Source organism: Domibacillus enclensis, from assembly GCF_900156125.1.
GTDB classification, from domain to species: Bacteria; Bacillota; Bacilli; order Bacillales; family Domibacillaceae; genus Domibacillus; species Domibacillus enclensis.
This window is the reverse complement of the sequence record NZ_FTLX01000001.1, coordinates 318,417-343,390: the sequence shown is the minus strand read 5'-3', so window position 1 is coordinate 343,390 and position 24,974 is coordinate 318,417. Positions and strand designations below refer to the sequence as shown.

General features: G+C 48.0%; 29 protein-coding genes and 1 pseudogene. 26 read left to right on the top strand and 4 right to left on the bottom strand.

Annotated elements, in window-relative coordinates; all coding sequences use genetic code 11:
• Positions 1-2 precede the first annotated feature (2 nt).
• The 10 genes and pseudogenes from BW952_RS01725 to BW952_RS01680 all read left to right on the top strand — a co-directional run bounded on the left by BW952_RS01725 (position 3) and on the right by BW952_RS01680 (position 7,836).
• Entirely contained in the window at positions 3-434 is a 432-nt protein-coding gene (locus tag BW952_RS01725; protein ID WP_045850578.1) for a BrxA/BrxB family bacilliredoxin, read from the top strand.
• Positions 431-1,198: a class I SAM-dependent methyltransferase gene (locus BW952_RS01720; RefSeq protein ID WP_045850577.1), complete on the top strand. Its 768-nt coding sequence runs from the start codon at positions 431-433 to the stop codon at positions 1,196-1,198. The genes BW952_RS01725 and BW952_RS01720 overlap by 4 nt, the downstream gene beginning before the upstream one ends.
• A 236-nt stretch (positions 1,199-1,434) precedes the next feature.
• A pseudogene (locus BW952_RS01715) lies at positions 1,435-2,094 on the top strand (thymidylate synthase); the annotation flags it as partial.
• Positions 2,095-2,374: 280 nt separating this feature from the next.
• Positions 2,375-2,671, top strand: a complete 297-nt coding sequence (gene thyA, locus BW952_RS01710) for a thymidylate synthase (protein ID WP_052698419.1) — start codon at positions 2,375-2,377, stop codon at positions 2,669-2,671.
• 120 nt (positions 2,672-2,791) lie between these two features.
• Entirely contained in the window at positions 2,792-3,280 is a 489-nt protein-coding gene (locus tag BW952_RS01705) for a dihydrofolate reductase (RefSeq protein ID WP_045850575.1), read from the top strand.
• A complete protein-coding gene (locus BW952_RS01700; protein ID WP_045850574.1) occupies positions 3,277-4,011 on the top strand; it encodes a lysophospholipid acyltransferase family protein in 735 nt (244 codons plus the stop codon). The genes BW952_RS01705 and BW952_RS01700 overlap by 4 nt, the downstream gene beginning before the upstream one ends.
• A gap of 98 nt (positions 4,012-4,109) precedes the next feature.
• Positions 4,110-5,102, top strand: a complete 993-nt coding sequence (locus BW952_RS01695; protein ID WP_045850573.1) for an ABC transporter substrate-binding protein — start codon at positions 4,110-4,112, stop codon at positions 5,100-5,102.
• Positions 5,103-5,158: 56 nt separating this feature from the next.
• A complete protein-coding gene (locus BW952_RS01690; RefSeq protein ID WP_045850572.1) occupies positions 5,159-6,076 on the top strand; it encodes an ABC transporter permease in 918 nt (305 codons plus the stop codon).
• On the top strand, positions 6,069-6,863 hold the full coding sequence (locus BW952_RS01685) for an ABC transporter ATP-binding protein (RefSeq protein ID WP_045850571.1): 795 nt from the start codon (positions 6,069-6,071) through the stop codon (positions 6,861-6,863). The genes BW952_RS01690 and BW952_RS01685 overlap by 8 nt, the downstream gene beginning before the upstream one ends.
• A 124-nt stretch (positions 6,864-6,987) precedes the next feature.
• On the top strand, positions 6,988-7,836 hold the full coding sequence (locus tag BW952_RS01680; RefSeq protein WP_045850570.1) for a DegV family protein: 849 nt from the start codon (positions 6,988-6,990) through the stop codon (positions 7,834-7,836).
• Between the two features lie 70 nt (positions 7,837-7,906).
• On the opposite strand, the gene BW952_RS01675 is transcribed toward BW952_RS01680, so the two are convergent.
• Complete coding sequence (locus BW952_RS01675) at positions 7,907-8,233, bottom strand: cyclic-phosphate processing receiver domain-containing protein (RefSeq protein ID WP_045850569.1); 327 nt, start codon at positions 8,231-8,233, stop codon at positions 7,907-7,909.
• An 81-nt stretch (positions 8,234-8,314) separates the two neighbouring features.
• The gene (locus BW952_RS01670; RefSeq protein WP_045850568.1) at positions 8,315-8,803 is read right to left on the bottom strand and encodes a PCYCGC motif-containing (lipo)protein; all 489 of its coding nucleotides are present in this window, start codon (positions 8,801-8,803) and stop codon (positions 8,315-8,317) included.
• Between the two features lie 124 nt (positions 8,804-8,927).
• Here BW952_RS01670 and BW952_RS01665 point away from each other — a divergent pair, with 124 nt between their 5' ends.
• The 15 genes from BW952_RS01665 to BW952_RS01590 all read left to right on the top strand — a co-directional run bounded on the left by BW952_RS01665 (position 8,928) and on the right by BW952_RS01590 (position 21,529).
• Entirely contained in the window at positions 8,928-9,707 is a 780-nt protein-coding gene (locus tag BW952_RS01665; RefSeq protein ID WP_052698423.1) for a GDSL-type esterase/lipase family protein, read from the top strand.
• Positions 9,704-10,282 carry a YpmS family protein gene (locus BW952_RS01660; RefSeq protein ID WP_052698418.1) on the top strand — a complete coding sequence of 193 codons (579 nt, stop codon included), beginning with the start codon at positions 9,704-9,706 and terminating at the stop codon, positions 10,280-10,282. The genes BW952_RS01665 and BW952_RS01660 overlap by 4 nt, the downstream gene beginning before the upstream one ends.
• A gap of 12 nt (positions 10,283-10,294) precedes the next feature.
• The gene (msrA, locus tag BW952_RS01655; RefSeq protein ID WP_045850566.1) at positions 10,295-10,819 is read left to right on the top strand and encodes a peptide-methionine (S)-S-oxide reductase MsrA; all 525 of its coding nucleotides are present in this window, start codon (positions 10,295-10,297) and stop codon (positions 10,817-10,819) included.
• Positions 10,816-11,241, top strand: coding sequence for a peptide-methionine (R)-S-oxide reductase MsrB (gene msrB / locus BW952_RS01650; protein WP_045850565.1), 426 nt, complete (start codon positions 10,816-10,818; stop codon positions 11,239-11,241). The genes msrA and msrB overlap by 4 nt, the downstream gene beginning before the upstream one ends.
• A gap of 674 nt (positions 11,242-11,915) precedes the next feature.
• Positions 11,916-12,143 (top strand): YozE family protein, encoded by a 228-nt coding sequence (locus BW952_RS01640; RefSeq protein ID WP_076496163.1) that lies wholly within the window; start codon positions 11,916-11,918, stop codon positions 12,141-12,143.
• Positions 12,144-12,201: 58 nt separating this feature from the next.
• A complete protein-coding gene (locus BW952_RS01635; protein WP_045849488.1) occupies positions 12,202-12,963 on the top strand; it encodes a sporulation protein in 762 nt (253 codons plus the stop codon).
• A gap of 61 nt (positions 12,964-13,024) precedes the next feature.
• A complete protein-coding gene (gene deoD / locus BW952_RS01630; RefSeq protein WP_045849489.1) occupies positions 13,025-13,729 on the top strand; it encodes a purine-nucleoside phosphorylase in 705 nt (234 codons plus the stop codon).
• Positions 13,730-13,758: 29 nt separating this feature from the next.
• Positions 13,759-14,511, top strand: a complete 753-nt coding sequence (locus BW952_RS01625; protein ID WP_045849603.1) for a M15 family metallopeptidase — start codon at positions 13,759-13,761, stop codon at positions 14,509-14,511.
• 99 nt (positions 14,512-14,610) lie between these two features.
• Entirely contained in the window at positions 14,611-16,053 is a 1,443-nt protein-coding gene (locus BW952_RS01620; RefSeq protein ID WP_045849490.1) for a lmo1851 family serine protease, read from the top strand.
• 272 nt (positions 16,054-16,325) lie between these two features.
• Positions 16,326-16,568 (top strand): hypothetical protein, encoded by a 243-nt coding sequence (locus BW952_RS01615; protein WP_052698355.1) that lies wholly within the window; start codon positions 16,326-16,328, stop codon positions 16,566-16,568.
• Positions 16,569-16,622: 54 nt separating this feature from the next.
• Positions 16,623-16,958: a hypothetical protein gene (locus BW952_RS01610; RefSeq protein ID WP_045849491.1), complete on the top strand. Its 336-nt coding sequence runs from the start codon at positions 16,623-16,625 to the stop codon at positions 16,956-16,958.
• Positions 16,959-17,043: 85 nt separating this feature from the next.
• Positions 17,044-17,802 carry an SDR family oxidoreductase gene (locus BW952_RS01605; RefSeq protein ID WP_045849492.1) on the top strand — a complete coding sequence of 253 codons (759 nt, stop codon included), beginning with the start codon at positions 17,044-17,046 and terminating at the stop codon, positions 17,800-17,802.
• A gap of 70 nt (positions 17,803-17,872) precedes the next feature.
• On the top strand, positions 17,873-19,210 hold the full coding sequence (locus tag BW952_RS01600) for a TrkH family potassium uptake protein (RefSeq protein WP_231581273.1): 1,338 nt from the start codon (positions 17,873-17,875) through the stop codon (positions 19,208-19,210).
• Between the two features lie 98 nt (positions 19,211-19,308).
• Positions 19,309-21,072 carry a sensor domain-containing diguanylate cyclase gene (locus BW952_RS01595; RefSeq protein ID WP_045849606.1) on the top strand — a complete coding sequence of 588 codons (1,764 nt, stop codon included), beginning with the start codon at positions 19,309-19,311 and terminating at the stop codon, positions 21,070-21,072.
• A 118-nt stretch (positions 21,073-21,190) separates the two neighbouring features.
• Entirely contained in the window at positions 21,191-21,529 is a 339-nt protein-coding gene (locus tag BW952_RS01590; RefSeq protein WP_045849493.1) for a hypothetical protein, read from the top strand.
• An 18-nt stretch (positions 21,530-21,547) separates the two neighbouring features.
• Here the strand turns inward: BW952_RS01590 and BW952_RS01585 are convergent, their stop codons facing one another.
• Positions 21,548-22,468, bottom strand: coding sequence for a DMT family transporter (locus tag BW952_RS01585; protein ID WP_045849494.1), 921 nt, complete (start codon positions 22,466-22,468; stop codon positions 21,548-21,550).
• A gap of 115 nt (positions 22,469-22,583) precedes the next feature.
• Between BW952_RS01585 and BW952_RS01580 the strand changes: the two genes are divergently transcribed.
• Positions 22,584-23,489 (top strand): AraC family transcriptional regulator, encoded by a 906-nt coding sequence (locus BW952_RS01580; RefSeq protein ID WP_045849495.1) that lies wholly within the window; start codon positions 22,584-22,586, stop codon positions 23,487-23,489.
• A gap of 38 nt (positions 23,490-23,527) precedes the next feature.
• Here BW952_RS01580 and BW952_RS01575 read toward each other — a convergent pair whose 3' ends face one another.
• Positions 23,528-24,886, bottom strand: a complete 1,359-nt coding sequence (locus BW952_RS01575) for an MATE family efflux transporter (RefSeq protein WP_045849496.1) — start codon at positions 24,884-24,886, stop codon at positions 23,528-23,530.
• Positions 24,887-24,974: the final 88 nt, after the last annotated feature.

The following is a 24,974-nucleotide window of genomic DNA, read 5'->3' as shown; positions in this document are numbered from 1 at the left end:
AAATGAATGCGTATGAAGAATATATGAAGCAAATGGTCGTGCCAATGCGCGCAGAATTAACGAATGCCGGCTTTGAAGAGCTGACAACTGAAGAAGAAGTGAATGACTTTATGGAAAAAGCGGAAGGAACGTCTTTAGTCGTGATTAATTCGGTTTGCGGCTGTGCGGCTGGCCTTGCCCGTCCGGCTGCTGTTCAAGCATCAATGAATGAGCATGCACCGGATCGTCTCGTAACGGTTTTTGCCGGACAGGACCGGGAAGCAACGGAGGCGATGCGTGCATGGATGCCGGAATTCGAGCCGTCATCTCCGTCAATGGCTTTATTAAAAGGAAACAAAGTGGTTCATTTTGTCCATCGCCACGAAATTGAAGGCCATGATTTAGGTGCCATTATCGCCAATTTAACAGCGGCCTTTGACGAGCATTGCCAGTGATTGTGACGACCTCTCAGCGGGCGGACCGGGCGGTGAAAGAAAAAGCTGCCTCGCTCGCTGAAGCGTTCATCGTTCCCTATGTGAATCGAAGCAAGCAGCCGGTGAACAAGCTGGCTGCTTTTTACCAGTGTCCGGTCCTGCTCGTCTCGAAGGAGCGAATTGAGCTGCACGACGGAACCGGCAATCCGTTCTTTTTTCATCCGGGCTCGGCGATGTTTCGTGTCAAGCGGCTGCTCTCGGGCGGTGAGGACGAGCTCGTGAAGGTATGCGGGCTGCAGGAGGGGATGTCGTTTTTAGACTGCACGATGGGACCGGCGTCAGACACCATTACTGCCTCTGCCGCTGTCGGTCCGTCCGGCAGCGTGCAGGCGATTGAAGCCAATCCGTTTATTGCCCGCATTGTGCAGGAAGGGCTTCACACATGGAGCGAGGGCCCTGCTGAACTCATCAGTGCCATGAAAAATGTAGCCGTAGCAGCCGCAGACTATCACGAGTATTTGTACACCGTGCCGGACCGCTCATTCGATGTTGTTTACTTTGATCCGATGTTTGAAGAAGCCGTGGACTCAAGCGGCATTGCCCCACTTCGTTCGTTTGCCTCGTACGCAGATATAACGATGGAGGCTGTTGAGCAGGCAAAACGGATTGCGCGGCAGCGGGTGGTGTTAAAGGATCATTTCCGGTCGGAACGCTTCAATCAGCTCGGTTTTGAGCAGCAAATCCGCAAAACATCCAAATTCCACTTTGGTGTGATTAACGTGTAAAGATAGCCAGTAAAATGGATTTACCGCCGGAAAACGAGCTGTTAACGCCGATAAATTCCATATTTCGCTGATAATGGGGTAGCTAACGCCGATATAAAAAGATACCGGCGTTAGCGCACCAGATATCAGCGGTTTTTTTCTTTTTCCGGCGATACAAACACATTGTATTTTCGTCTTTTCTTTTGGTATGATGCGTGTGGGTACTTGAATGAAAAGCAACTATAAGGAGGGAAAACGTGAGCAAAAGTGAACAGCAATATTTAGATTTATGCCGGGATGTGCTTCAAAACGGCAACCGGAAAGAAGACCGGACCGGCACGGGGACACTTTCTTTGTTCGGCCGCCAAATGCGCTTTGATTTGTCAGAAGGATTCCCGATGCTGACAACAAAGCGTGTGCCTTTTGGGCTGGTTGCATCCGAAATGCTCTGGTTTTTAAAAGGAGATACAAACATTCGCTACCTGCTTGAGCACAACAACAACATTTGGAATGAATGGGCGTTTAAGCGCTGGGTGGAAAGCGATGAGTATACAGGCCCGGATATGACCGATTTCGGCCGCCGGTCGCTCGTCGATGAAGCATTTGCCGAGCTGTATCATGAGCAAATGACCCTGTTCAAGCAGCGTGTGCTGGAGGATTCGGCATTTGCCGAAATGTACGGCGAGCTTGGGGATGTGTACGGCCGGCAGTGGCGCGCCTGGAAAACATCACTGGGCGAAACAATCGATCAAATTGGCGACGTCATTGAGATGATCAAAAAAACCCCGGACTCCCGGCGCTTAATTGTGTCCGCCTGGAACCCGGAGGATGTGCCCTCCATGGCGCTGCCGCCGTGCCATACGATGTTTCAATTTTATGTAGCGGACGGAAAACTTTCCTGTCAATTGTACCAGCGTTAAAAATGGGCGCCTTTACGGAGTGATCCGTAATGAAAAACTCTGCTAAACAGGGGACCCCTTTTCACGAGAAGGCAATCCTGTGCTAACTTTATTTTTATAATTATAAAGAATAATTAAATGCCGAACGACTATCCCGTGGTGGGAGTAGAATTCAAGCGATTGGAATTCGAAACGCAGAGGGTCTATGAAGATAGACCGTGATATAGTCTCATCTGCATAGTGATATGCAGCAGTTCATCATCGAACGGGTTAAGTGTAGCGAACTTAACTGAAGAAATTGTCAGGAGATATTTTTCTAGGAATTCCGTTTAACATTGCCGGATACTCGCTCCTCACGCATTTGATCGCCAACGAGTGCGGTCTTGAGCCGGGTGAATTTGTGCATACGATTGGCGACGCGCACATTTACACGAATCACATCGATCAAGTGAAGACTCAGCTTTCCCGCGCACCAAAAGTGTTGCCGGTACTCGAGGTTACAAAAGGCAAGCCGCTGTTTGAGATGGAATTAGAGGATATGAAGCTGTCCGGCTATGATCCGCATCCTGCGATCAAAGCGCCGGTGGCAGTATAGAAGCCGGCCTTTGAGCCGGTTTTTTGCGTGCCAAAAAGGTATTGCCCCAGCAAATATGGTAGGATAAAAGGAAACTGGGATTTGCCCGTTTAGCAAGCAGGAACAGAAAGGAAGAACACAATGATTTCATTTATTTGGGCACAGGATAAAAACGGCGTCATCGGGCTTGACAATGACATGCCCTGGCATTTGCCGGAGGATTTGCGCTATTTTAAAAAAACGACACTTGGCTATCCGATTGTGATGGGACGTAAAACGTTTGAATCATTTGGCAGCCGGCCGCTGCCGAAGCGGGAAAATGTCGTGTTAACGACGGATGCTGCCTTTGAGGTGAATGGAGTAACCGTTGTTCATTCAGTAGACGAGGTAGTAGAACGAGCGAAGCGGGAAGACTTGTTTGTGATCGGCGGAGCCAATGTGTTCAAGCAGTTTATGGACGAGGCTAACCGATTATATGTCACAAAAATTGAAGCGGAATTTGAAGGCGATACAGTGATTGATTTTATTCCGTGGGCCGATTTTAAGGAAACGTCCTGCACAAAAGGAGACCAAAACGAACAAAATCCGTACGATTACTCCTTTTACGTGTATGAACGGGTGACGTCATGATCCGATTGATTGTTTTTTTCGGCTATTTATTTGTCACGTTAATCAGATTAATTCCGAAAATGATCCGATTTAAAAAGTTCGATCCCGCACTTTCCGCAGCAGACCGGGATGCAGTCGTTCACCCAATCGTGAAAAAATGGAATCGTGGTGTGGTGAAAATGGCCGGTGCGAGCGTTCAGGTTACTGGAGAGCACCATGTACCGGCAGGCCCCGTCATGTTCGTCAGCAATCACGAAGGCGATTTCGATGTACCCGCATTGATCGGCTTTATTCAAAAGCCGTTCGGATTCGTCGCCAAAACAGAAATGAAAAAAATCCCCCTTCTCAGCACATGGATGAAGCATATTCATTGTTTGTTTATTAACCGGAATGACCGGCGGGATGCGGTGAAAATGCTGCGGGAAGGGGCATCAAATTTGCAAAAGGGACATTCGCTGTTTATTTTTCCAGAAGGAACGCGAAACAAAGGCGGAGAATTAAAGCCGTTTAAAACGGGCGCCTTCCGAATGGCGAAGGATGCCGCTGTTCCGATTGTTCCAGTAGCCATAAAAGGAACAGCCAATATTTTTGAACATAATTCAGGCAAAAAACTGACCCCGGCGCACGTCGAGGTCACGATTCTCCCACCTTTAATGCCCTCAGAATTCGAAAAAGAAGACTTGAAAAAAACCACAGCTGACGTGCAGGGGCGAATTCAAACGCAGCTGGCTAAAATGGAAAGAAGTCAGTGATGTGAAAAAATTCTTGCTTTTCTGTTATTATTCGACGATAATGAAAATTAATTTACTACATAGAAGCGGTTAAGCGAAAAAGAGGGGGCAGTTTTTGGATGAGTAAGTGGAAATGGATGATGACAACAGGCGCAGCAGCGATGATGCTCGCAGCGTGCGGTGGAGAAGAAGAAGCAGGAACGGATTCAGGCGGTTCGTCAGAAGGCGAAACGTATAAAATCGGTGTCACACAAATTGTTGAGCATCCGTCGCTTGATAATGCGTACGAAGGCTTTAAAAAAGGGCTGGAGGAAGCTGGCGTATCAGCGGAATTTGATGAGCAAATTGCACAGGGCGATCAAAACAACAACCAAACCATCGCTCAAAATTTCGTGGCAGATGGTGTTGATTTAATCTTCGCAAACTCGACACCAAGTGCAACAGCAGCTCTTAATGCGACAAAAGATATTCCGATTGTGTTCACATCTGTAACAGATCCAGTCGCAGCAGGGCTTGTGCAGGATACAGAAGCGCCGGGCGGCAACGTGACAGGCACAGTCGATCTTCATCCGGATGCGATTTCCAACACGGTGAAATTTATGGCAGAAGAGTTTGACGGCAAAAACGTCGGCGTCATTTACAATGCCGGAGAGCAAAATTCCGTAGCCCAGGCGGAGCAGGTGGAATCTATTTTAACCGAAAACGGGCTGGAAATGATGCCTGTAACGGTTTCTACTTCATCAGAAGTAAAGCAGGCGGCTGAAAGCTTAATCGGAAAAGCAGACATGTTCTACATTTTCACTGACAACACGGTCGTTTCTGCGCTTGAGTCGGTTATTCAAGTGGCGAATGATGAAGATATTCCGTTGTTTGTCGGTGAAAAGGATTCAGTTGCACGCGGCGGTTTTGCGGCATATGGGTTTGATTACGAAAACATCGGCATGGAAGCCGGCAAAATGGCGGCTCAGATTTTAAAGGGTGAAGCAGAAGCGGGCGAACTGCCAGTGCTGCCTCCGCAGGATTTGAAGCTGGTCATTAATGAAACAGCGGCAGCTGAAATGAATATTGAGATCAAAGATGAATGGAAACAGGATGCAGAAATGGTGAAATGAGTTGAAATGCGCGCCTTTACCGGGCGCTCTTTTCATGTTAATAGGAGGATTTTGTTATGTTGACAGCTTTGTTTGGCGCCGTTGAATCAGGCGTCATTTACGCAATCATGGCCCTTGGCGTCTACTTGTCATTCCGTGTGCTGGATTTTCCGGATTTAACGGTAGATGGCAGCTTTGTAACGGGTGGAGCGGTGGCTTCGATCATGATTGTAAATGGAAGTGATCCATTTGTGGCGACAATGGCCGCCCTGTTTGCTGGTTTTCTGGCTGGCTGCGTCACAGGGATTTTGCACACAAAAGGCGGAATCAACCCGCTTCTTTCCGGTATCTTAATGATGATTGCGCTTTATTCGATTAATTTACGCATTATGGGCAAGCCGAATGTGCCGCTTTTAGCAGAGGAAACGGTGATCACAAAAATCGAGTCATGGTTCGCATCGGATTGGAGCATTTTACTGTTTATGCTCGTTGTGACGCTGATCATAAAATTTGTGACCGATTTATTTTTGAAAACAGAGGTGGGCTTAAGTCTGCGTGCGGTCGGTGACAACGAAGGAATGGTACGCAGCTTCTCCGCCAACACGGGCTGGATGAAGGTGTTAGGGCTGGGATTGTCGAATGCGCTGGTGGCGTTTTCAGGAGCGCTTGTCGCGCAATACAATGGCTTTAACGATGTCGGTATGGGCATTGGCATGATCGTTATCGGTCTTGCTTCTGTTATTATCGGAGAAGCGGTCGTTGGCCATTCCAAAATTGCCCGCGCAACGCTCGCGGTTGTGGTGGGGGCTATTTTGTATCGGATCATTGTCACACTGGCTCTTCGAATTGAATTTTTGGACACAGGAGATATGAAACTCATTACAGCGATTATCGTGATTATCGCGCTTGTGCTGCCGAAGATCATTGACAGGCAAAAGGCAGCATCCCGCAAGAAAAAACGGCTTCAGCAGTTGGGAGGCAAAGCGAATGCTTGAGATGAGCGGCATTTTTAAAGTGTTTTATGAAGGAACACCAGACGAAAAAATTGCGTTAAACAAAGTTGATTTATCGATGCGCCCGGGTGATTTTGTCACGGTTATTGGTTCAAATGGTGCGGGGAAATCCACGCTGATGAACGTCATTTCCGGCAAATTAACACCGGACGTGGGATCTGTTTTCATCGATGGAACAAACATGACCGCACTTGCGGAGCATAAACGGGCCGCCAAAATCGGCCGCGTGTTTCAGGACCCGATGGCGGGAACAGCACCGACGATGACGATCGAAGAAAACCTGGCACTTGCCTACAACCGGACGAAAAAGCGCACGCTCGCTTTTGGTGTCACAAAAAAACGGCGGGACTTTTACCGGGAAAAGCTGGAGATGCTTCATCTTGGGCTCGAGGATCGAATGGGCGCCAAGGTAGGACTTCTGTCGGGCGGGGAGCGGCAGGCCCTTTCTCTGCTTATGGCGACCTTTACCGACCCGAAGATCCTGCTGCTGGATGAGCATACAGCTGCACTTGATCCATCCCGTGCCGAGCTGATTACAAACTTAACGAAAGAAATTGTGGAAAAGCTCGGCCTCACCACGCTGATGGTCACGCACAACATGCAGCAGGCACTTGATCTTGGCAACCGGCTGATCATGATGGACAAGGGGCAGATCATCTTTTCAGCCGATGAAGAAGAGAAAAAGAACTTAACCGTCGAAAAACTGCTGGCTGAATTCCAGAAAATTAAAGGCGGGGGCGGACTTAGCGACCGTTCCCTGCTGTCTTAAGAAAAAAGAAGACCGCGTGTCTTCTTTTTTTTGTGGCAAATGTGTTAATCATATAGGAAGAACGGTTAAAGAATAGTAAAATGAACTCAGATGCACGCTGATGGCAGGAAAGAAGGGATTTTTTATGAGCAAAATTAAAATTGTAACGGACTCCGCATTGGATATGACGGGTGAGGAATTAAAAGCAATGGGCATTACGATGGTGCCGCTGACGGTGTTAGTGGACGGGCAGACATATCTTGATGGCGTTGAAATTTCCGCAGAAGAATTTTTAGTAAAAATGGCGAATGCAAAGGACATGCCAAAAACGTCGCAGCCGCCAGTGGGCCGGTTTTTAGAGGTGTACGACGATCTGGGAGCCGATGGAAGCCAGATTGTCTCCATTCATATGACCGGTGGCATGAGCGGCACGTATGACTCTGCCAAGCAGGCAGCGGAAATGTCTTCTTCTGATGTAACGGTCATTGACTCGCGTTATATTTCCAAAGCGCTTTCGTACCAGGTGCTAGAAGCGGCACGGATGGCGGAAGCGGGTCATTCTGTAGAAGAAATAACTAAACGGCTGGACGAAGTGCGTGCGCAGTCCAAGCTGTATATTATGGTGGATACCCTTGAGAACTTAATCAAGGGCGGCCGCATCGGCAGAGCCCAAGGGTTTATTGGCTCGCTCTTGAATATAAAGCCGATTGCGAATCTTGACATTGGAGCGCTTTCTCCTGTCACAAAGGTACGGTCGCATGCGAAAGGCATTAAATTTTTTACGGAGCAGCTGGCAGAGGAATTAAAAGGAAAAGAGCTCGTTCGTTTTTCAATCGTGCATGCTGGAAATAACAGCGCGGCTTTTTCTGAGAAATTAAAAGAAGAAGTAACGAAATTAACTGGCTTTACAGACATTGATATTTGCGTCACCGCTCCGATCATTTCAGCACACGCCGGACCAGGGGCAGTTGGCATTATGTATCAAGCGAAATAAGTCGCTTTTATCAAAACAAAAAAAGAGTGTCCCGTTTAATATGGCGGGACACTCTTTTGATCTATAGATATCAATGAAGCGGCAGCGGACGAAGGGTCACCTTAATGGAAGAAGGCATCTTCAGTTCCATCTGCGCTTGTTTTAAATATCGGTACATGGCTTTTCCGCGGCCTGCATTTGCAGAGTGAATCGTAATTCGTTCTGCAAAGAGCTGATGCTCCACCATAAGCTGCACTAACACAAAGCCATTCTGTGTTTTACTGACAAGATCGTGATCAAGTGAAAGATGTCCGATCTTTTCCGTTGTCAATAAAGCAAAACATTCATCAATCGTTTCAACAAGTGTATGGTCAGGAGGACATTGACGGTAATCATCGAGAAATACGTTGATACTCATGTGTAACCAATCCTCTTTTTTACGACGTACTAACATTGTACCATACTTTGGCAAAAAATACGAATGAAAGACGAATATGTGTTAGGCCTCGGGCAGTGGAGTCGGTGTAGGTTCCGCATATCCTTCACTGTACGTTTCGTCAATGAGCGTCCGGATTTCGGCTGGTGATTTACTTTCTTCAGTCATAACGGCTGCAGTCGCAGCGATCTCCAGGCAAACACCGCAGCGGGTTCCGTGGTCATCCCACGTAATTTCTTCGCCGTTTTGCTCAGCAATAAAACAGTTTACATTGCTTTGATGCCCGGCTGACTCTCCGCACCCGCAGTAGCACGGCATTTGCTCGAGCACGCCGGCATGCTTTGCCGCGGCCAAATAAATGGCGCGCATATTATCGTCCTTGTCATCTAAAAAACCGGGTAGTGTCTCGGCGGAAGCTGTTACTTCCTGCAGGTCCCCGTTCGCAGCAGTATGTGAATGGTTTTCGTGCGATTCAGCCGATTCTTCATTCCCGCAAGCTGCCGCAAATGGAATCGTCATCGCCAGAACGAAAACAGATAAACGTTTTTTCAATGATTCAAGCCCCTTTCAAAATAGAAGAAACAAGTTAAAACTGATATAATCATACATTGAAAAGAGATGCCTTTCAACCGGAGGAGGCATTCCAGAAGATTTTAGCAAAGATGAGGTGAAAGCATTGAAGCGGTTGATCGCGGGCATTGGACTCGCCGTGATGCTTTCGGGATGTGCGGATGGGGCAGAGGAAGCTGTGGCGCCAATCGTTCCGCAAAATATAAACGTTGTTTCAATTGGCGATTCGCTTACACAAGGTGTCGGGGACAGCACGAATTCAGGCGGCTATGTGCCGTATTTGGAAGAGAAGCTGGAATCACTTGATGAAATAAACGAAGCATCGTTTGTCAATCACGGAAAACGGGGCAACCGGACAGACCAGCTGATCAAGCGGCTGGAGCAGGAAGGCATCCAGGAAGATATCCAACAAGCCGACATCGTCATCGTAACAATTGGCGGGAATGATGTTGTGAAGGTCGTTAAAGAGAACTGGTCGCATTTAACGGTTGAAACGTTTGAAGAGGAAGAAGACGCATATGCGGCTCGGATTCAAAGCGTGATCGGGGATATTCGGGCAATCAATGAAGAAGCAGGTGTCGTTTTGGTTGGCATTTACAATCCATTCGGCCGCATATTTGTGGATACGGATGACGATGAAACAATTGTGCGCACCTGGAATGAGCGGGCGGAGGAAGTCGCGCGTTCATTTGACCGGACTGTATTCGTCAACGTGGAAACCATTTTTGGTGAAGGCAGTGACGGACTTTTTTTCGAAGATCAGTTTCATCCGAATGACATCGGCTATGAGCAAATGGCCGGCCGTATTTTTGAATCAATGAACGAAGACGAGCTTGAACAGTTAACGAGTGGAAAAATTGTACGTTCAAATGAGGGATTAAATTGACGAAATGGAAAGTGGCCTTTTTTTTATTATTAGGCAGTGTGATCGCCGCGATCGGTCTTGTTTTTTTTCTTGTTCTGCTGCCATCTGATGCCGAAAAACCGGTGCTGGCAGAGGTGGAAGGAGAAACAGCTTTTCACGTGACGTCATCAAAAGCGGAGTTAAATCAGCTGGTGACGTATTATTTAGAAAAAGAAGCGGGCAATGCCCCGATTGATTACGATGTGTATATTGGGGAAGAAGTAGAATTATACGGCTCATTTCCGGTGTTCGGCACCGATATTGACTATTACATGACCTTTGTGCCGGAAGCGATGGAGGATGGAAACATCGTGCTGCGGCAGGAAGGACTGCGAGTCGGACTGCTGGACATTCCCGCATCGTACGTGTTGAAAACGGCGGACAGTGCCTATGCTTTTCCGGAATGGGTTCATGTTGTGCCGGAAGAACAGCGCATTTACGTGTCGCTTGGTGAGATGCGGCTCGACAACGGCATGCGTGTAAAGGCGGAATCGTTTAATTTAAAAGAAGATGATATTCGGTTTGCGGTGCTATTGCCGGAGGGAGCTACTCAATAGGAGGGAAACAGGATGGAAAAAGCGATTTTTGCAGGAGGCTGCTTTTGGTGCATGGTTAAGCCATTTCATGAGCAGCCGGGGATTGAATCGGTAATCAGCGGCTATACAGGCGGTACGACAGAAAATCCGACATATGAAGAGGTATGCAGCGGGGCAACCGGCCATATCGAAGCAGTGGAGATTACGTTTGATCCAGCCGTTTTCTCATACGAAAAATTAGTCGGTGTTTTTTGGATGCAAATTGATCCAACTGATGGAGACGGGCAATTTTTTGATCGGGGCCGTTCATACAAGCCGGCTATATTTTACACAACGGATGAGCAAAAGAGGCAGGCGGAGCAGTCGAAGCAGGAACTTGACGCAAGCGGCCGTTTTAAAAAGCCGATAGCGGTTGATATTTTGCCAGCAGAGCCTTTTTATCCTGCTGAAGAGTATCATCAGGACTATTACAAGAAAAATCCGGCGCATTACAATGCGTATCAAACCGGATCAGGGCGCGCCGCATTTATTCAATCACACTGGAGGGACAGTCAATGAATAAAGACAATTTGAAAGAAACACTTACCCCGATGCAATATAATGTGACGCAGCAAAACGGCACAGAGCCGCCGTTTCATAATGAATACTGGAATGAAGAAGCAGATGGCATTTATGTGGATGTGATTTCCGGTAAACCGCTGTTCTCATCAAGAGACAAATACGATGCCGGCTGTGGATGGCCAAGCTTCACAAAGCCGATTCAGGAAACAGAGGTGCTTGAAAAACGGGATATGTCACACGGCATGATCCGCACCGAAGTCCGCAGCAAAACAGCCGATTCCCACCTCGGTCACGTGTTTACGGACGGCCCGCGCGAAGCAGGCGGCCTTCGTTACTGCATAAACTCCGCTTCACTGCGCTTTATCCGGAAAGAGGATTTAGAGGCAGAAGGATATGGAGAGTACAAAGACCTTTGTTAAAAAGGTCTTTTCTCACTTTTGAAAATCAAACTCGTCAAGAGAAACCAAATGTTTTTTCAAGATTGCTTTCTTTTTCTTAGCAAAATAAAGGCTGTTGTCTTTTCTGGAAAAGAACATTCAAGGGCTCCGGGCTGCCGGCTCCGCTTTCCGGTGGGGCGAACGCTGAACCAGCCCAAAAAGCGCGGCTGTTTCAGCCTGTCCGCTCGTCCCACTGGAGTCTTCACCGTCATCCTCCGCCCATAGTGTTTCTAAAAGAACAGCGAGGATAACAGACGTTTATTCTTGAAAACGTATGATATTAAGAAGAGAGCCTACTTTTCCTACAGGGAGAAAATCAGAGAGTTCTCATCTCTTTCTTTCCACTTAGAACCATTTCTATATTTTGTTTTACGACCTGTTTTCCCTCCCCACCAGGGCGGCTGGCGCAGGACGAAGACTCGGGAGGGATCAGCGGGGCAGGTGAGATCCACTTTTGGAGCGAAGCGACAAAAGTTAGCTCACCGCCCGCCCCTCCGAACGCGAAGTCCTGCAGAAGCCGCCCGAACCGTGTTCGCGCAAGCACAGTGGCGCTGAAAAGAAGAAATTGTCACCTGCTTTTCATTGACACATCTGTTTTTTTAAACAATGAAAAGACCATTATTGAAGGTCTTTTTTTAAAAAAGGAGGGAATTTGAGTGCATAAGTCTTTTTATCATTACTTGATGAAATACCGGGAAGAGCCGCCGAGAGATGAGTTGGCGTCATTTGCGAATCACGCCTTTGGTGACCATTCGTTTCCAAAAACGGAGGATTCGTATGATGTGCTGAGCCGCTATTTGGAAATGGATGTTGATTATATGCCGTCCATGAGTGTATTTGACCAGGCGTGGGAAAATTACGAACTGGATGAATTGAATCGCTGAAACCTTTTGTTGTTCTTGTGCGTAAGCACGTGTATTAAAACGAATGGAGTGAGGTCAAGTGGCATTATTTAACAAAGCATTGGCGAGCATCGGGATCGGAAACGCAAAGGTGGACACAAAGCTTGAAAAAGCCCGTTACACAGCAGGAAATGTCATGCGCGGTGTGGTGGAAGTAAAAGGCGGCAACGTCGCACAGGAAGTGGCATCCATTTATGTCGCGGTGATGACAACCTATGAGCGTGAAACCGACGACCGGAAAGTGACAGATGAAGCCGTTGTCATCAAGGAAAAGCTGAATGAGCCGTTTACAATTGGTGCCGGCGAAACGCGGGAATTTCCGCTGCAAATGACGCTTCCGCATGAAACACCGATCACACAAGGAAAAACGCGGGTGTGGGTGGCAACGGGCCTTGATATTAAACAAGCGGTGGACCCATCTGATAAAGACTATATCGAAGTACAGCCCACCGTCATTGCAGAAGAAGTGCTGGATGCTGTGCGCGGCCTCGGCTTTCGCCTTCGCGAGGTGGAATGCCAGCATGCACGCTTAACGTCATATCCATTCGTACAGGAATTTGAATTTGTCCCGGTGACGGGTGCATACGCAGGAAAGCTTGATGAACTAGAAGTTACTTTTTTACAGCAGTCTGAAGAAGAAGCGAATATCCTGCTGCAGGTAGATAAGCGGGCGCGCGGCCTCAGTGGCTTTTTCTCAGAAGCAATGGGGACAGACGAAACAAATGTGCGCCTGCGGGTGAAGCGCAGCGAGCTGGCCGGACTTCGGTCGAAGCTGGATGAGACAATCCGCCGCTTTGCATGATACAATAAGTCTTTAAAAGGTTGAGTGCCGTCAAACGGCGGCTATATTGGAGGAATACGAAATGAGTGTACACATTGGTGCAAACAAGGGCGATATTGCTGAAACGGTTTTGCTTCCGGGCGATCCGCTTCGGGCGAAATACATTGCCGACACATTTTTAGACAATCCGGTCTGCTACAACGAAGTGCGGGGCATGCTGGGCTATACCGGCACATATAAAGGGAAGAAGGTTTCGGTTCAAGGCACAGGGATGGGCGTTCCCTCTATTTCGATTTATGTGAACGAATTAATGCAAAGCTATAATGTTCAAAACTTGATTCGTGTTGGCACATGCGGCGCCATCCAGAAAGATGTGAAGGTGCGGGACGTCATTTTGGCGATGACTTCTTCTACTGATTCCAGCATGAACCGCGTGACGTTCCCCGGCATTGATTATGCGCCAACAGCTAACTGGGACTTGCTGAAAGCGGCATATGACGCGGGAACGGAAAAAGGTCTGCAGCTGAAGGTTGGCAATGTGTTTACCGCCGATCAGTTTTACAATGACAACGCGGACCATGCCAAATGGGCGCAGTATGGCATTTTAGCCATTGAGATGGAAACGACGGCTCTTTACACACTGGCTGCAAAACACGGCCGCCGGGCGCTTTCAGTCTTGACGGTGAGCGATCATATTATTACCGGTGAAGAAACGACTTCTGAGGAGCGTCAAACGACTTTTAATGAAATGATTGAAGTGGCGTTGGAAGCGGCGATTCAAGCGTGAGAAAAGCAGCAGTTGTTTTAGCGGTGTCCATGCTTGCGGCCGGCTGTGCGCCCGCTGAAGAAAAACCGGTGAATGAACCGGAAACCGAACAATCCACGCCGTCTGAAAAGCCGGCTGTGGAAGAAGAAACGGGTCCAGTGCTGGACGCATCCTATTTCAATGAGTTGAAAGAGGTGGACGGTGTGCAGGTGATTCAAAACCCGGAAAACATGATGGTGCTCGTTAACAAGGAGTTTGCGCTGCCGTCTGATTACACGCCGCCTGACCTCGTCCGCCCGAATGTTCAATTTTCATTCGGAGATCAGGACATTGAGAAAAGCTACATGCGTAAAGAAGCCGCCGCTGCCCTTGAAACGTTGTTTAAAGGAGCAGAGGAGGACGGCTTGTTCTTATTTGCTGTTTCCGGCTACCGTTCCTACGACCGCCAGGAAGAAATTTTGGCCGCGGGGGCTGCAGCCAGCAGTGAAGAAGAAGCGCTGAAATCCATCGCACCGCCCGGCATGAGCGAGCATCAGTCGGGGCTCGCAATGGATATCTCATCCGAGAGCAACGGCTTTGAGCTGAATCAGTCGTTTGAAGCGACAGAAGAAGGCAAATGGCTGAAGGATCACGCCCATGAGTACGGCTTTATTTTACGTTATCCGAAAGGCATGGAAGACGTGACGCAGTACATTTATGAGCCGTGGCACTTTCGCTACATCGGCAAGGAAGCAGCGGCCATGATCCACGAAAAGGGCTGGACGCTTGAGGACTATTTTAACGAAATGAAACCGGCGGAATAATCTGCCGGTTTTTTTAAACGGGTTTTTGTTTTCAAAAACACTCGAAAACTGCTAAAATGAAAAGATCAGTGTAGATTGATGCAGAAAGCGGGGAACAGAATGGAAGAAGAAAAGCCGGAACAGGGCCATTACGTCAAAATAAAACGATTTCCGTTTATTATTTTGATGTTTGCGCTTGTGTTTATAACGGCGGCGGTCACAACAATTACGCTCGCTTTCGGAGACGAGAAAGCGGTCGAGGTTGGAGCGCCGGCCCGGTCAGAATTCAATAAATTATATGAAGCGTATGACAAAATTCTAGATACATATTATGAAGATGTGGATCAGGATAAGCTTGTGAACGGTGCGATCAATGGCATGATTGATTCACTGGAAGACCCGTATTCAGATTATATGAATGAAGAAGAAGCGTCTCAATTCCACGAAGATGTGTCGAGCTCTTTCCAAGGGATCGGCGCGGAAATTCAGGAGCAGGACGGCTACATCGTCATTGTTTCCCCGATTAAAGGGTCACCTGCTGAAGCAGCGGGCTTAAAGCCGAATGACATGATTGTATCGGTTGACGGCAAAAGTATCCAGGGAATGAGTGCTTCAGAGGCCGTGCTCTTGATTCGTGGTGAAAAAGGCACAGAGGTCACGCTCGAAGTACGCAAAGCAGGAACGGAAACGCCTCAGGAGATCACGATTGTCCGTGACGAAATTCCGATTGAAACGGTGTATGCAGAAATGGGCGAAGGCGGCATTGCGCACATTCAAGTCACCAGCTTTTCTGAGCATACAGCAGAAGAGCTGAAAACCGCTCTTGCGGAAATGGAGAAAGAAGGCATGAAGGGCATTGTCCTCGACCTTCGTCAAAACCCAGGCGGCTTATTGGATCAAGCGATTGAAATGGCCAACCTGTTCGTTCCGGAAGGCGAAAACATTTTGCAAATTGAATCCGATGGTGAAACGCAGGCGTATCCGGCAGAGGGCGGCGAAAAAATCGATCTGCCAACCGCTGTGCTGATCGACAGCGGCAGCGCCAGTGCGTCTGAGATTTTAGCGGCAGCGCTGAACGAATCCGCCGGCATTCCGTTAATTGGCGAGAAATCGTTCGGGAAAGGAACGGTTCAGTCCGCAGAGGATTTCAGTGACAGCTCGAATTTAAAGCTGACGACGGCGAAATGGCTGACACCAAACGGCACCTGGATTCATGAAAAAGGCATCACACCAGATGCAGAAGTGAAGCTTCCCGAGTATGCGAATTTAACGTATATTAATCCGGAATCAGAGCTAAAGCTTGAAACATTGTCGGATGAAGTGAAAACAGCGGAGCAAATGCTGACAGCACTTGGCTATGATCCAGGCAAGGTGGACGGCTATTTTGATGAAACAACCGAAAGTGCTGTAGAAGAATTCCAGGAAGCAGCCGAGATTGAAGCAACCGGTGTTCTGACCGGCGCCTCAACAACGAAGCTGATGGAAAACCTGCGGCTGAAGCTCGAAGAAAATGATACACAGCTGAAACGGGCGATCGAGTCCGTTCAAGCCAAGCTGAAATAACACCAAAACGGCACTCCCTTTTAAATGGAGTGCCGTTTTAGTGTGGAAAAACAATCCCAGGCTGGCATTTGGCGCAAATAAACGAGATAACGCGCAATTTTCGCATTTACGGCGCAAATCTGCACGTTACGGCGCAATTCCGCGTGAATTGCGCCGTATTTTCCATTATTGCGCCATAAAAAAACAAGCAGGCTAAAAGAAGCAAAAGTTTTTTGACTAGACAGACGATTCGTTTCGGCATACAATGAACGTTGTGTGAAGGAGTGATGAACATGAGTGACTGGGTGCCGTTGTATCAATTGCTCTGGAAAGGGCGCACAGTGGCTGATCCGGAGGAAGCGATGAAAAATGAACTGCTTGATAAGCTGAACCATCCGCGTCTTCGAAAAACACCAGAGGTCAAATTTGCCGAAGCGGCTCGCCGTGTTTGCGATGCCCCGTTCAGTGATACAGAGAAAATGAAGCTGATCACGGCTTACATACATACGTTGGAAAACATCAAACAAAAAGATTGATTTTATACCCCTGCACGTATAAAATAAAGAAGTGAATTAAAGGAGGAATGGAAAATGGCCGTTTTCATCATCACAGCTGTTTTAGTCACTGCTGTGCTGCTGATTGGATATAAACGATACTGGCCGGTGAATGTACAGCGCATTTCACCAGATGAAGCTGCCGGTCACCCTGTTATTGACGTACGGGACTGGCAGGAAGCAGGCCGCTTGCCGCTTGCAGGCGCTGAGCACATTCCATGCGGCTATATTCCACGCAACGCAGGGAAATTCGGCGGGCAGGAAGTGTATATCGCCGCTGCTTCTGCTATGGAACGGAACTTTTCCGTTCGGCTGCTGAAAAAATATAATATTCATGTAAAAGGTTTTATTTGCATGAATGAATCTGTTTAAGCCGGTGCGTATGCGCCGGCTTTTTAAAGTTGCTAGAAGTTCTGCATATCGTATACGATAAAAGCGTAGAATGGAGGGCGTTTCAATGGCGAAAACGGCACTGATTACAGGCGCTTCAAAAGGAATGGGGCGAAAAACAGCTGAATATTTAGCGGCAGCAGGCATCCATGTTGTCCTCAATTACCGTTCAGATCCTGAACAGGCAGAAGCGCTGGCAAGATACCTTGCAGAGCAGTACAATGTGGAAGCAACGGCTGTATTCGGCGATATTTCAAAAAAAGAGGATTGTGAGCAGCTGGCAGCCGCAGCAGGCGCGGTCGATATTTTAATTCATAATGCAGGACCCTACATACAAGAACGAAAACCGATGGCTGAATACGCCTGGGATGAATGGAACACACTCATAAGTGGCAATTTGACCGCTATCTTTTATTTGACCAAGCTGCTGCTGCCGGGCATGAAGGAGCGCGGCTTCGGGCGGGTGATCGCTTTTGGTTTTGACCGTGTGGAAACAGCGCCGGGGTGGGTGGACCGGTCCGCCTTTGCAGCAGCTAAAACCGGTGCAGCCTCCCTGATTAAAACGATTGCGCTAGAGGAAGCGGCCTATGGGATCACGGCGAATATGATTTGTCCGGGTGATATTGGCGGCACGTGGAAAGAAAAAGACATTGATGATGCGCTTGGCTGTGAAGCAAACCGTGTGCCGGTTGGACGACCGGGGACCGGCGGCGATATTGCACGAGTAGCCGCTTTTTTGGCATCAGAGGCGTCTTCGTTTATTACAGGAGCGATTATTCCGGTGACTGGCGGACAGGACGTGCTGGGCAAGCATTTCAGGCGGTAAATAGGTGCTTTACAAAGAACAGTTCGAGGCGTAAAATGAGGTCATTCTTAACGGAAAGCAGGCTCACTTCATGAAAAAAAGCCAGGCACGGATGATGAATAAAAAATCGATGGAGCCAGGCGTCATTTTGCTGGCTGTTTATTTAAGTGCGATCTTGTTCGGTACTCTCCTATTAAAACTGCCCGTTTCTGAAAATGCGCCGCTGTCCTGGGTGGATGCTCTTTTTACAGCGACCTCTGCTTTTACAGTGACCGGCCTCGCTGTAGTGGATACCGGCACTGAATTTACTCTTTTCGGCGAGCTGGTGATTCTGCTGCTGATTCAAATGGGCGGACTGGGCATTATGTCTTTTTCCGTTATCATCTTTATGCTTCTGGGCAAACGAATTGGTATGAAGCAGCGGATGATCGTCCAGCAGGCACTCGGCCAGCTTCACTACGGCGGCGTCATCAAGCTGGTGCGGAATCTTTTGCTTTTCTCGATTGCAATTGAATTGATTGTGGCCGCTTTTTTGGCAATCGATTGGGTGCCGCAATACGGATGGGGAAACGGAATTTACTATAGTATTTTCCATTCTGTTTCTGCTTTCAACAACGCCGGATTCGGGCTTTGGCCGGATAATATGATGGGGCATGCGGACAGCTGGATTATCACGATCGGCATTACGTCCCTCATCATATTAGGCGGCATCGGCTTTACCGTGCTGATCGACTTGTACGAAAACCGGTCGTTTCGCAAATGGTCACTTCACACTAAAATTATGGTAACCGCTACAATCGGCTTAAATGCGTTTGCTTTTCTAATGATTTTACTGCTGGAGCGGGGCAATATGGCGACATTGGGTGCGATGCCCTTTACGGATCAGCTGCAGGCGTCCTGGTTTCAGGCCGTCACGACGAGAACAGCCGGCTTTAACACGATTGATATGGGCGCCATTAATCCGCAAACGTCCTTTTTTATGATGATTCTCATGTTTATCGGAGCAGGAAGCGGGTCTACTGCTGGCGGCATTAAGCTGACAACGTTTATCGTGATGGCTGCGGCAATGGTAACGTACATACAAGGAAAAAAAGACATTCACCTGTTCCGCCGCACGATCAAGCCGGAATATGTGATGCGCGTCCTGTCTATTACGATGATTGCGGCATTTGTCGTCGTCACAGGCACCTTTTTAATTAACGTGGTGGAGGACATGGAATTCCTGCCGCTTATGTTTGAAGCGGTCTCCGCTTTTGCGACGGTTGGTCTTTCCATGAATTTGACACCGATGCTGGGCGATCCGTCAAAGCTGATTTTAATCGTGCTGATGATTACAGGTAAGGTTGGACCGCTGACCCTTGCCTACATGTTTGCCAGAAAGCATGAAGCACATTATAAATACCCGGCCGAGGATGTGCTGACCGGTTAATAAAAAGTGACTATTGGACTTGTTCAATAGTCACTTTTTTTGCATAATGAAAGAAACGGCTACGCGCGTTATTTTAAGGTGAAGGACCGGTGCTGAATATGATAATAAAGCGGATCATCTTTTCTTTGTTTACTCTTTTTCTTCTATTTCCCTTTAGTGCTTCCGCTTTTAATGGAGCACAAGAAGGTGAACCGCTCGGATCGTACTATGACGTTTTCCGCGATCCTTCCAGTACCTTGACGATTGAAGACATTCTTTCAGGACAGCATGATCAAGACTTTGTTCCGAGCACTGAATCGTATTTGTTTTTCTGGCATACAGACGATACGGTGTGGCTTCGGCTGGAGATGGATGCAATCGGAAGGGATCCGGAAGAAGCGTACTGGATTGAAGCAATTGACAAGCTCGAACGCATATACGCTTATCTCGTAAAGGCAGACGGAACGTTTACCGTTCAAAAACGAGGCTTTTCCCATGTGGAAGACCAGCCGGTTCCATTCCGGTCGTATTTGTTCGAGATAGATGATCCTGACGTCTCTACTGTTTATTTAAAAATCGATGCAAAGCAGCTGCCCATCACGCTTATTTCGTTTGGTTATACGATGGACGGGCTGTTGGATCATTTGATTGAGTACAAGTTTTATACAGGTGTTTTTTATGGGATTTTGGGTGGACTCATGCTATATAACTTATTTTTGCTTGTTTCTTTCCGCGAAAAAGCCTATTTGTACTACGTGCTGTATGTCTTAAGCTTTATGCTCTATCAGGCATGCATGAACTCACTTGACCTCGAGATAATGGGATCCTGGCTGCCGGTCTGGTTTTTTGAACGGTCGCTTATTATCACCTGTAATATGATGATGATTTTCATGATGCTGTTTGCAGCCGAGTTTTTAGAGCTGAAACGATATATTCCACGGCACTTTACGGTAATCCGGACTTTTTTGGCTATTACATTGCTGTCATCAGCCGCTGTACTGTTTGCGCAAAGTGTCACGATTTTCAGTGATTTTACAGTGCTGTTTGCGGTTGTTATTTTGTCGTTCCTCTGGTATTCGGGCCTTCTGATGCTGCTGAAGGGGCATAAAATGGCGCGTTTTTACATGATCGGCTGGACGTTTCTGTTAAGTGCCATTTTGCTTCAGGCCTTTGGGTTTTTAGGGCTTATTCCGCTGCATCCGGTTTTATTTGAACTGATCCCGGGCGTAGCAGCCTGCTTTGAAGCACTTTTTTTATCGCTGGCTCTCATTGACAAAATCAACCTGATCAAACGAAATCAGGAAAAGTGGCAGCAGCAGCAAAATGAAACACTGGAGGAAAAAGTGCAGGAACGGACGGAGCAGCTGGAACGGGCAAGAGACAAGATGCAGCAGCTTGCCAACACCGACGGCCTCACGAAAATTCCGAACCGGATCAAACTTGACCATGTACTGGAGGAAGCAGTGGCACAATCGGAACTGAGAGGCGAACCGATGGCCATTATTTTAATGGATATGGACCACTTCAAGTCGGTGAATGATCAATACGGCCATCAAGCGGGAGACCAGGTGTTAATCGAAACCGCCCGCATTTTATCGGACACCATCGCACCTACACAAACAGCAGGACGCTGGGGTGGAGAGGAATTTTTAATCGTCTGCCCGTATATGACCGAATCTGAGGCCATCACACTTGCTGAAAAGCTGCGCTATCACATTGAACAGTTTTCGTTTCCGCAGGCTGGCTATCAAACTGGAAGCTTCGGCGTAGCCTTTTATCAAGAAGGGGATACGGTTGACACCGTGATCGCCCGTTGTGATCAAGCATTATATGCCGCAAAGGCGAAAGGAAGAAACCGTGTTTGTGCCGAACCGGCGCCATAAATTGTTCATACCTGTTTCGTCTTTTGAACATCCGCATTCGTTATTTCAAGGCGGGCGGGTTATACTGAAGGAAACAGACGCACCTATTTAACCGAGTGCTGAAAATGAGGGATAGAAAATGGTGAACCTGCAAGATCCGGCGTTTATTCAATTTTGTGAAAAGAGCTCTCACTATGAAGTGGCGGAAAAAGTACTGGATGGGTCCGTAAGAGGGCTGGATAAAATGGCGCTGAATGCCATGCTGAAGCATAGAAGCAGCCTGCCTGAAACGGTGGAAAAGATACTGGTTGCTTACTTTTTTGCTTCAATGGGCCGCGTTGTCTACCATCGCCACGATTTGTCCATGCTTTATCAATACTGGGCGCGAAGAGAGATCCGGACAGTGGATCAAGCTCTTCGGATGGCGAAGGAAGACATTCAGCACGTTCTGTCTCAAGTGAAAAAGCCCGGTATGTGACGGCTCATTGTAAAGCAGTCAGGCAAGGTCCTTTTTGAAAGAAAGCGCAGGTTCCTTCTGGACCGCAAGCAGCACCATCATAAGGACAATACAGCCGGCTCCGGCCCATTGAAAAGCGCCAAACGGCTCAGACAGCCAGAGCACCGTCGAAAGAACAGCGGCCAGCGGTTCCACCGTGCCGAATAAACTGGCTTCTTTAGGGGATAAGCTTTGAAGGCTTTCAATGTAAAACCAGAAAGCGAGCATCGTGCCGAAGACGATGACAAAAAGCAGATACATTAAGGCTTCCGCAGGCAAATGGACCAAATCCATCGGGGAAGGGAACTGAACAGCACTCAAAGCAGCTCCTCCGATCACCATCGCCCAGCCGACGATCACTAACGAATCAAATTGTTTCAGCAGCGGAACCGCGTAAAGCGTGTAAAACGCAAGCGCCACACCCGATAAAATGCCCCAGACAATGGCACTGACGGGTACCGACAGCTCGGTCAGAGAGCCGTTGGTAAGCAGGAGAAAGCAGCCGGTTAAAGCGAGCAGTACCGTGATAAGATCGTTTCCGGATAAAACAGACTGCTTGCGTACAATCAAGTAAAGGATAATCATGACCGGTGCAAGATACTGAAGCAACGTGGCGACGGCTGCATTGCCCAGCTGGATCGAAGCCATATACGTATATTGAACCGCCAGCATGCCAAACAAACCGAAAATAAGCAGGGCCGCTGCGGTGTGTTTTTGCTTCCATACGCCCAGCAGCTGGGAGCGGTCTTTTTTCATAAACTGAACCGCTAGCAGCAAAATGCCGGCGATCAGCAGCCGTGCTGACACAAGCCAGTTAATATCCACATCATACTCTTGAAAAAGCTTTTGACTGACGGTTCCGCCTATTCCCCAGAACATAGCGCCCGTTATAACGAAAAATAATCCTCTCGATCGTTTCATCTTTTCAACTCCATCACAATATGTAAAAATAATAAGATAGTGTCATCGTACTAAAGGAATCAGCGCAATAATAGCTAAATTGAATCGAAAAATAGAAGAATATTGAGGGTGAGTGATGAAGCCGACTTATTTTACAGTTGACAGGACATTGAAGGAAGAAACCGTTCATCGGACGGTCGTGCTCCCGGTTGCCTGTTATGAAACCGAAATCTGCCACCATTTTAATGGCTTTATTCCGCTGCACTGGCATGAAGAAGTTCAATTTGTGTATGTGTTAAAAGGTGAAGCGGTGTTTCGAGTAAATGAGGAGGACGTACGGGTTGTGAAGGGAGACGGGCTATTCATTAACAGCGGTGCTATGCATATGGCAGAAGATCGTGAGAATTCGCAGTGCCGGTATCTTTGTTTAAACGTGTCTCCACACTTCCTTCTTCCTCAAGAATTGTATCCAGCTTATGTGGAGCCGTACATCAGGGCTGACAATTTGGCTCATGTACCTATTTATGAAGGAGACCAGTGGGGAAGTGAGGTGTTAAAATCCATGCTGCTCGTTCATCATCTTTTGACGGCAACCCCATCTTATTATGAAATAGACACGGCAGCACAGCTTGGTTTCATGTGGAAAACGATGATGGCGAACGGTCTTCCGCTCGAATATGAACAAGTGGACAACGGACGGAATGAGCGAATGAAGCAAATGCTAAATTGGATTCATGATCATTATGAGGAAAAAATCGGGCTCGAAGACATTGCGAAAGCAGGAAACCTCAGCCGTTCTGAATGCTGCCGGTCCTTCAGCCGGATGCTAAAAAAACCGCCGATGCGCTACGTGACCGACTACCGGCTTCAAAAAAGCCTGGCTCTTCTCCAAAAGCCGGATTCAACCGTGACCGAAGTGGCCTATCAGGTGGGCTTTAACAGCACCAGCTATTTTATCGGGACATTCCGTAAGGCGTTCGGCATCACACCGCTCGTTTATAAAAAGAAGTTGAAAAAAAAGGGAGATGAAAAAGCCGGGTGAGCATGCGAAATGCAGTCACCCGGCTGTTTTGAATTGATTTACGCCGCCAATTGGGCGGTTTTCCTCCTTTGGACAATGCGCAGTCGGACGGAGAGTGTGATGGCGCCGCACGTCAGTCCGGTAATTAAACCGACCCAGTAGCCATAAGGACCCATATCACTCCAGCGGGCAAGTGCCCAGCCGAGCGGAAGCCCGATCACCCAGTAGCTGATCATCGTCATAATAAACGTGACATTTACATCCTTATAGCCGCGAAGCGCTCCTTGCACCGGTGCCTGGACAGCGTCTGACAGCTGAAAAATCGCGGCGAAAATGAGGAAGCCCGCGGTCAGCTCGAGCACTTCAGGATCAGTCGAGTACAAGTAAGCAAAGGCATCACGGAATGTGAAGATGACGATGGTCCCGACGGAGGCAACGCCGACAGCCATCATAATGCCGATCCAGCTGTAGCGGCGCGCGTCGTGAAAACGGCCGGCTCCAGATTCAAAGCCGATCACAATGGTCAGCGCCATGGAAATGCTGAGCGGGATCATGTACGTAAGCGAAGCGAAGTTAATCGCCGCCTGGTGAGCTGCAATGACATTGGTGCTGTATTCGCTCATCAGCAGTGTGACAGCCGAAAAAATGCTTGTCTCAAAGAAAATGGACAAGCCGATTGGCAGGCCCAGCACAAAAATTTCCTTCCACTTCGCCACATTCGGGCGCGGCAGCCGGTGGAAAATCCGGTAGGTCGAGAATGGCTCATGGCGCAAAATAATCCATACGGTAATAAACAAAATCAGCCAGTACGTCAGCCCGGAAGCATAGCCAGCTCCAACACCGCCCAGCTCTGGGAAGCCGAATTTTCCGTAAATGAGAACATAATTAAATAAGCCATTTAACGGAAGTGTCATCAATGTAATGATCATCGATGTACGGGTCATGCCGAGCGCGTCAATAAACCCGCGCAGGATCGCTGTCATATATAAGGGCAGGATGCCGATCGATAAGCCAATCAAATACTCAAAAGCAATGCGCCGGACATTATCTTCTAAACTCATCAAGCCGAGCGCTTTTTCTAAAAAAAGAAAACCCATAATATACGTGACAATCGACATCAGCAGCGCTACATAAACACCTTGTATAACCGAAAACGACACCCCGTCCCTCTTTTTGCCGCCAATCAGATGGCCGACGATCGGGGTAATCGACAGCAGGATGCCGCTGAGCCCTGTATACACGGGAAACCAGAGCGATGATCCGACGGCGACACCAGCCAGGTCGTCCGCCCCGTAGCGGCCCGACATGATCGTATCGAGGAAGGTCATCGAAAACATAGCGAGCTGTGTCACTAAAATGGGAACTAAAATCAATAAAAACTGGCGTACCTTTGCACGCGTCGAGGCTGTTTCAATCAAACCAAACCCCTCCTTTACCGAAAAATAGTATAGCACAAAAATAACAAGTTGAGATTATAAGAATCACTGAGACTGTGATATAAAGGAA

Bases quoted from the DNA above. Each gene is read 5' to 3' on its own strand.
- BW952_RS01725 (WP_045850578.1), top strand. From the start codon at position 3: ATGAATGCGTATGAAGAATATATGAAGCAAATGGTCGTGCCAATGCGC.
- BW952_RS01705 (WP_045850575.1), top strand. From the start codon at position 2,792: ATGATTTCATTTATTTGGGCACAGGATAAAAACGGCGTCATCGGGCTT.
- BW952_RS01700 (WP_045850574.1), top strand. From the start codon at position 3,277: ATGATCCGATTGATTGTTTTTTTCGGCTATTTATTTGTCACGTTAATC.
- BW952_RS01695 (WP_045850573.1), top strand. From the start codon at position 4,110: ATGAGTAAGTGGAAATGGATGATGACAACAGGCGCAGCAGCGATGATG.
- BW952_RS01690 (WP_045850572.1), top strand. From the start codon at position 5,159: ATGTTGACAGCTTTGTTTGGCGCCGTTGAATCAGGCGTCATTTACGCA.
- BW952_RS01685 (WP_045850571.1), top strand. From the start codon at position 6,069: ATGCTTGAGATGAGCGGCATTTTTAAAGTGTTTTATGAAGGAACACCA.
- BW952_RS01680 (WP_045850570.1), top strand. From the start codon at position 6,988: ATGAGCAAAATTAAAATTGTAACGGACTCCGCATTGGATATGACGGGT.
- BW952_RS01675 (WP_045850569.1), bottom strand. From the start codon at position 8,233: ATGAGTATCAACGTATTTCTCGATGATTACCGTCAATGTCCTCCTGAC.
- msrA (WP_045850566.1), top strand. From the start codon at position 10,295: ATGGAAAAAGCGATTTTTGCAGGAGGCTGCTTTTGGTGCATGGTTAAG.
- msrB (WP_045850565.1), top strand. From the start codon at position 10,816: ATGAATAAAGACAATTTGAAAGAAACACTTACCCCGATGCAATATAAT.
- deoD (WP_045849489.1), top strand. From the start codon at position 13,025: ATGAGTGTACACATTGGTGCAAACAAGGGCGATATTGCTGAAACGGTT.
- BW952_RS01625 (WP_045849603.1), top strand. From the start codon at position 13,759: ATGCTTGCGGCCGGCTGTGCGCCCGCTGAAGAAAAACCGGTGAATGAA.
- BW952_RS01620 (WP_045849490.1), top strand. From the start codon at position 14,611: ATGGAAGAAGAAAAGCCGGAACAGGGCCATTACGTCAAAATAAAACGA.
- BW952_RS01615 (WP_052698355.1), top strand. From the start codon at position 16,326: ATGAGTGACTGGGTGCCGTTGTATCAATTGCTCTGGAAAGGGCGCACA.
- BW952_RS01610 (WP_045849491.1), top strand. From the start codon at position 16,623: ATGGCCGTTTTCATCATCACAGCTGTTTTAGTCACTGCTGTGCTGCTG.
- BW952_RS01605 (WP_045849492.1), top strand. From the start codon at position 17,044: ATGGCGAAAACGGCACTGATTACAGGCGCTTCAAAAGGAATGGGGCGA.
- BW952_RS01600 (WP_231581273.1), top strand. From the start codon at position 17,873: ATGAAAAAAAGCCAGGCACGGATGATGAATAAAAAATCGATGGAGCCA.
- BW952_RS01595 (WP_045849606.1), top strand. From the start codon at position 19,309: ATGATAATAAAGCGGATCATCTTTTCTTTGTTTACTCTTTTTCTTCTA.
- BW952_RS01590 (WP_045849493.1), top strand. From the start codon at position 21,191: ATGGTGAACCTGCAAGATCCGGCGTTTATTCAATTTTGTGAAAAGAGC.
- BW952_RS01585 (WP_045849494.1), bottom strand. From the start codon at position 22,468: ATGAAACGATCGAGAGGATTATTTTTCGTTATAACGGGCGCTATGTTC.
- BW952_RS01580 (WP_045849495.1), top strand. From the start codon at position 22,584: ATGAAGCCGACTTATTTTACAGTTGACAGGACATTGAAGGAAGAAACC.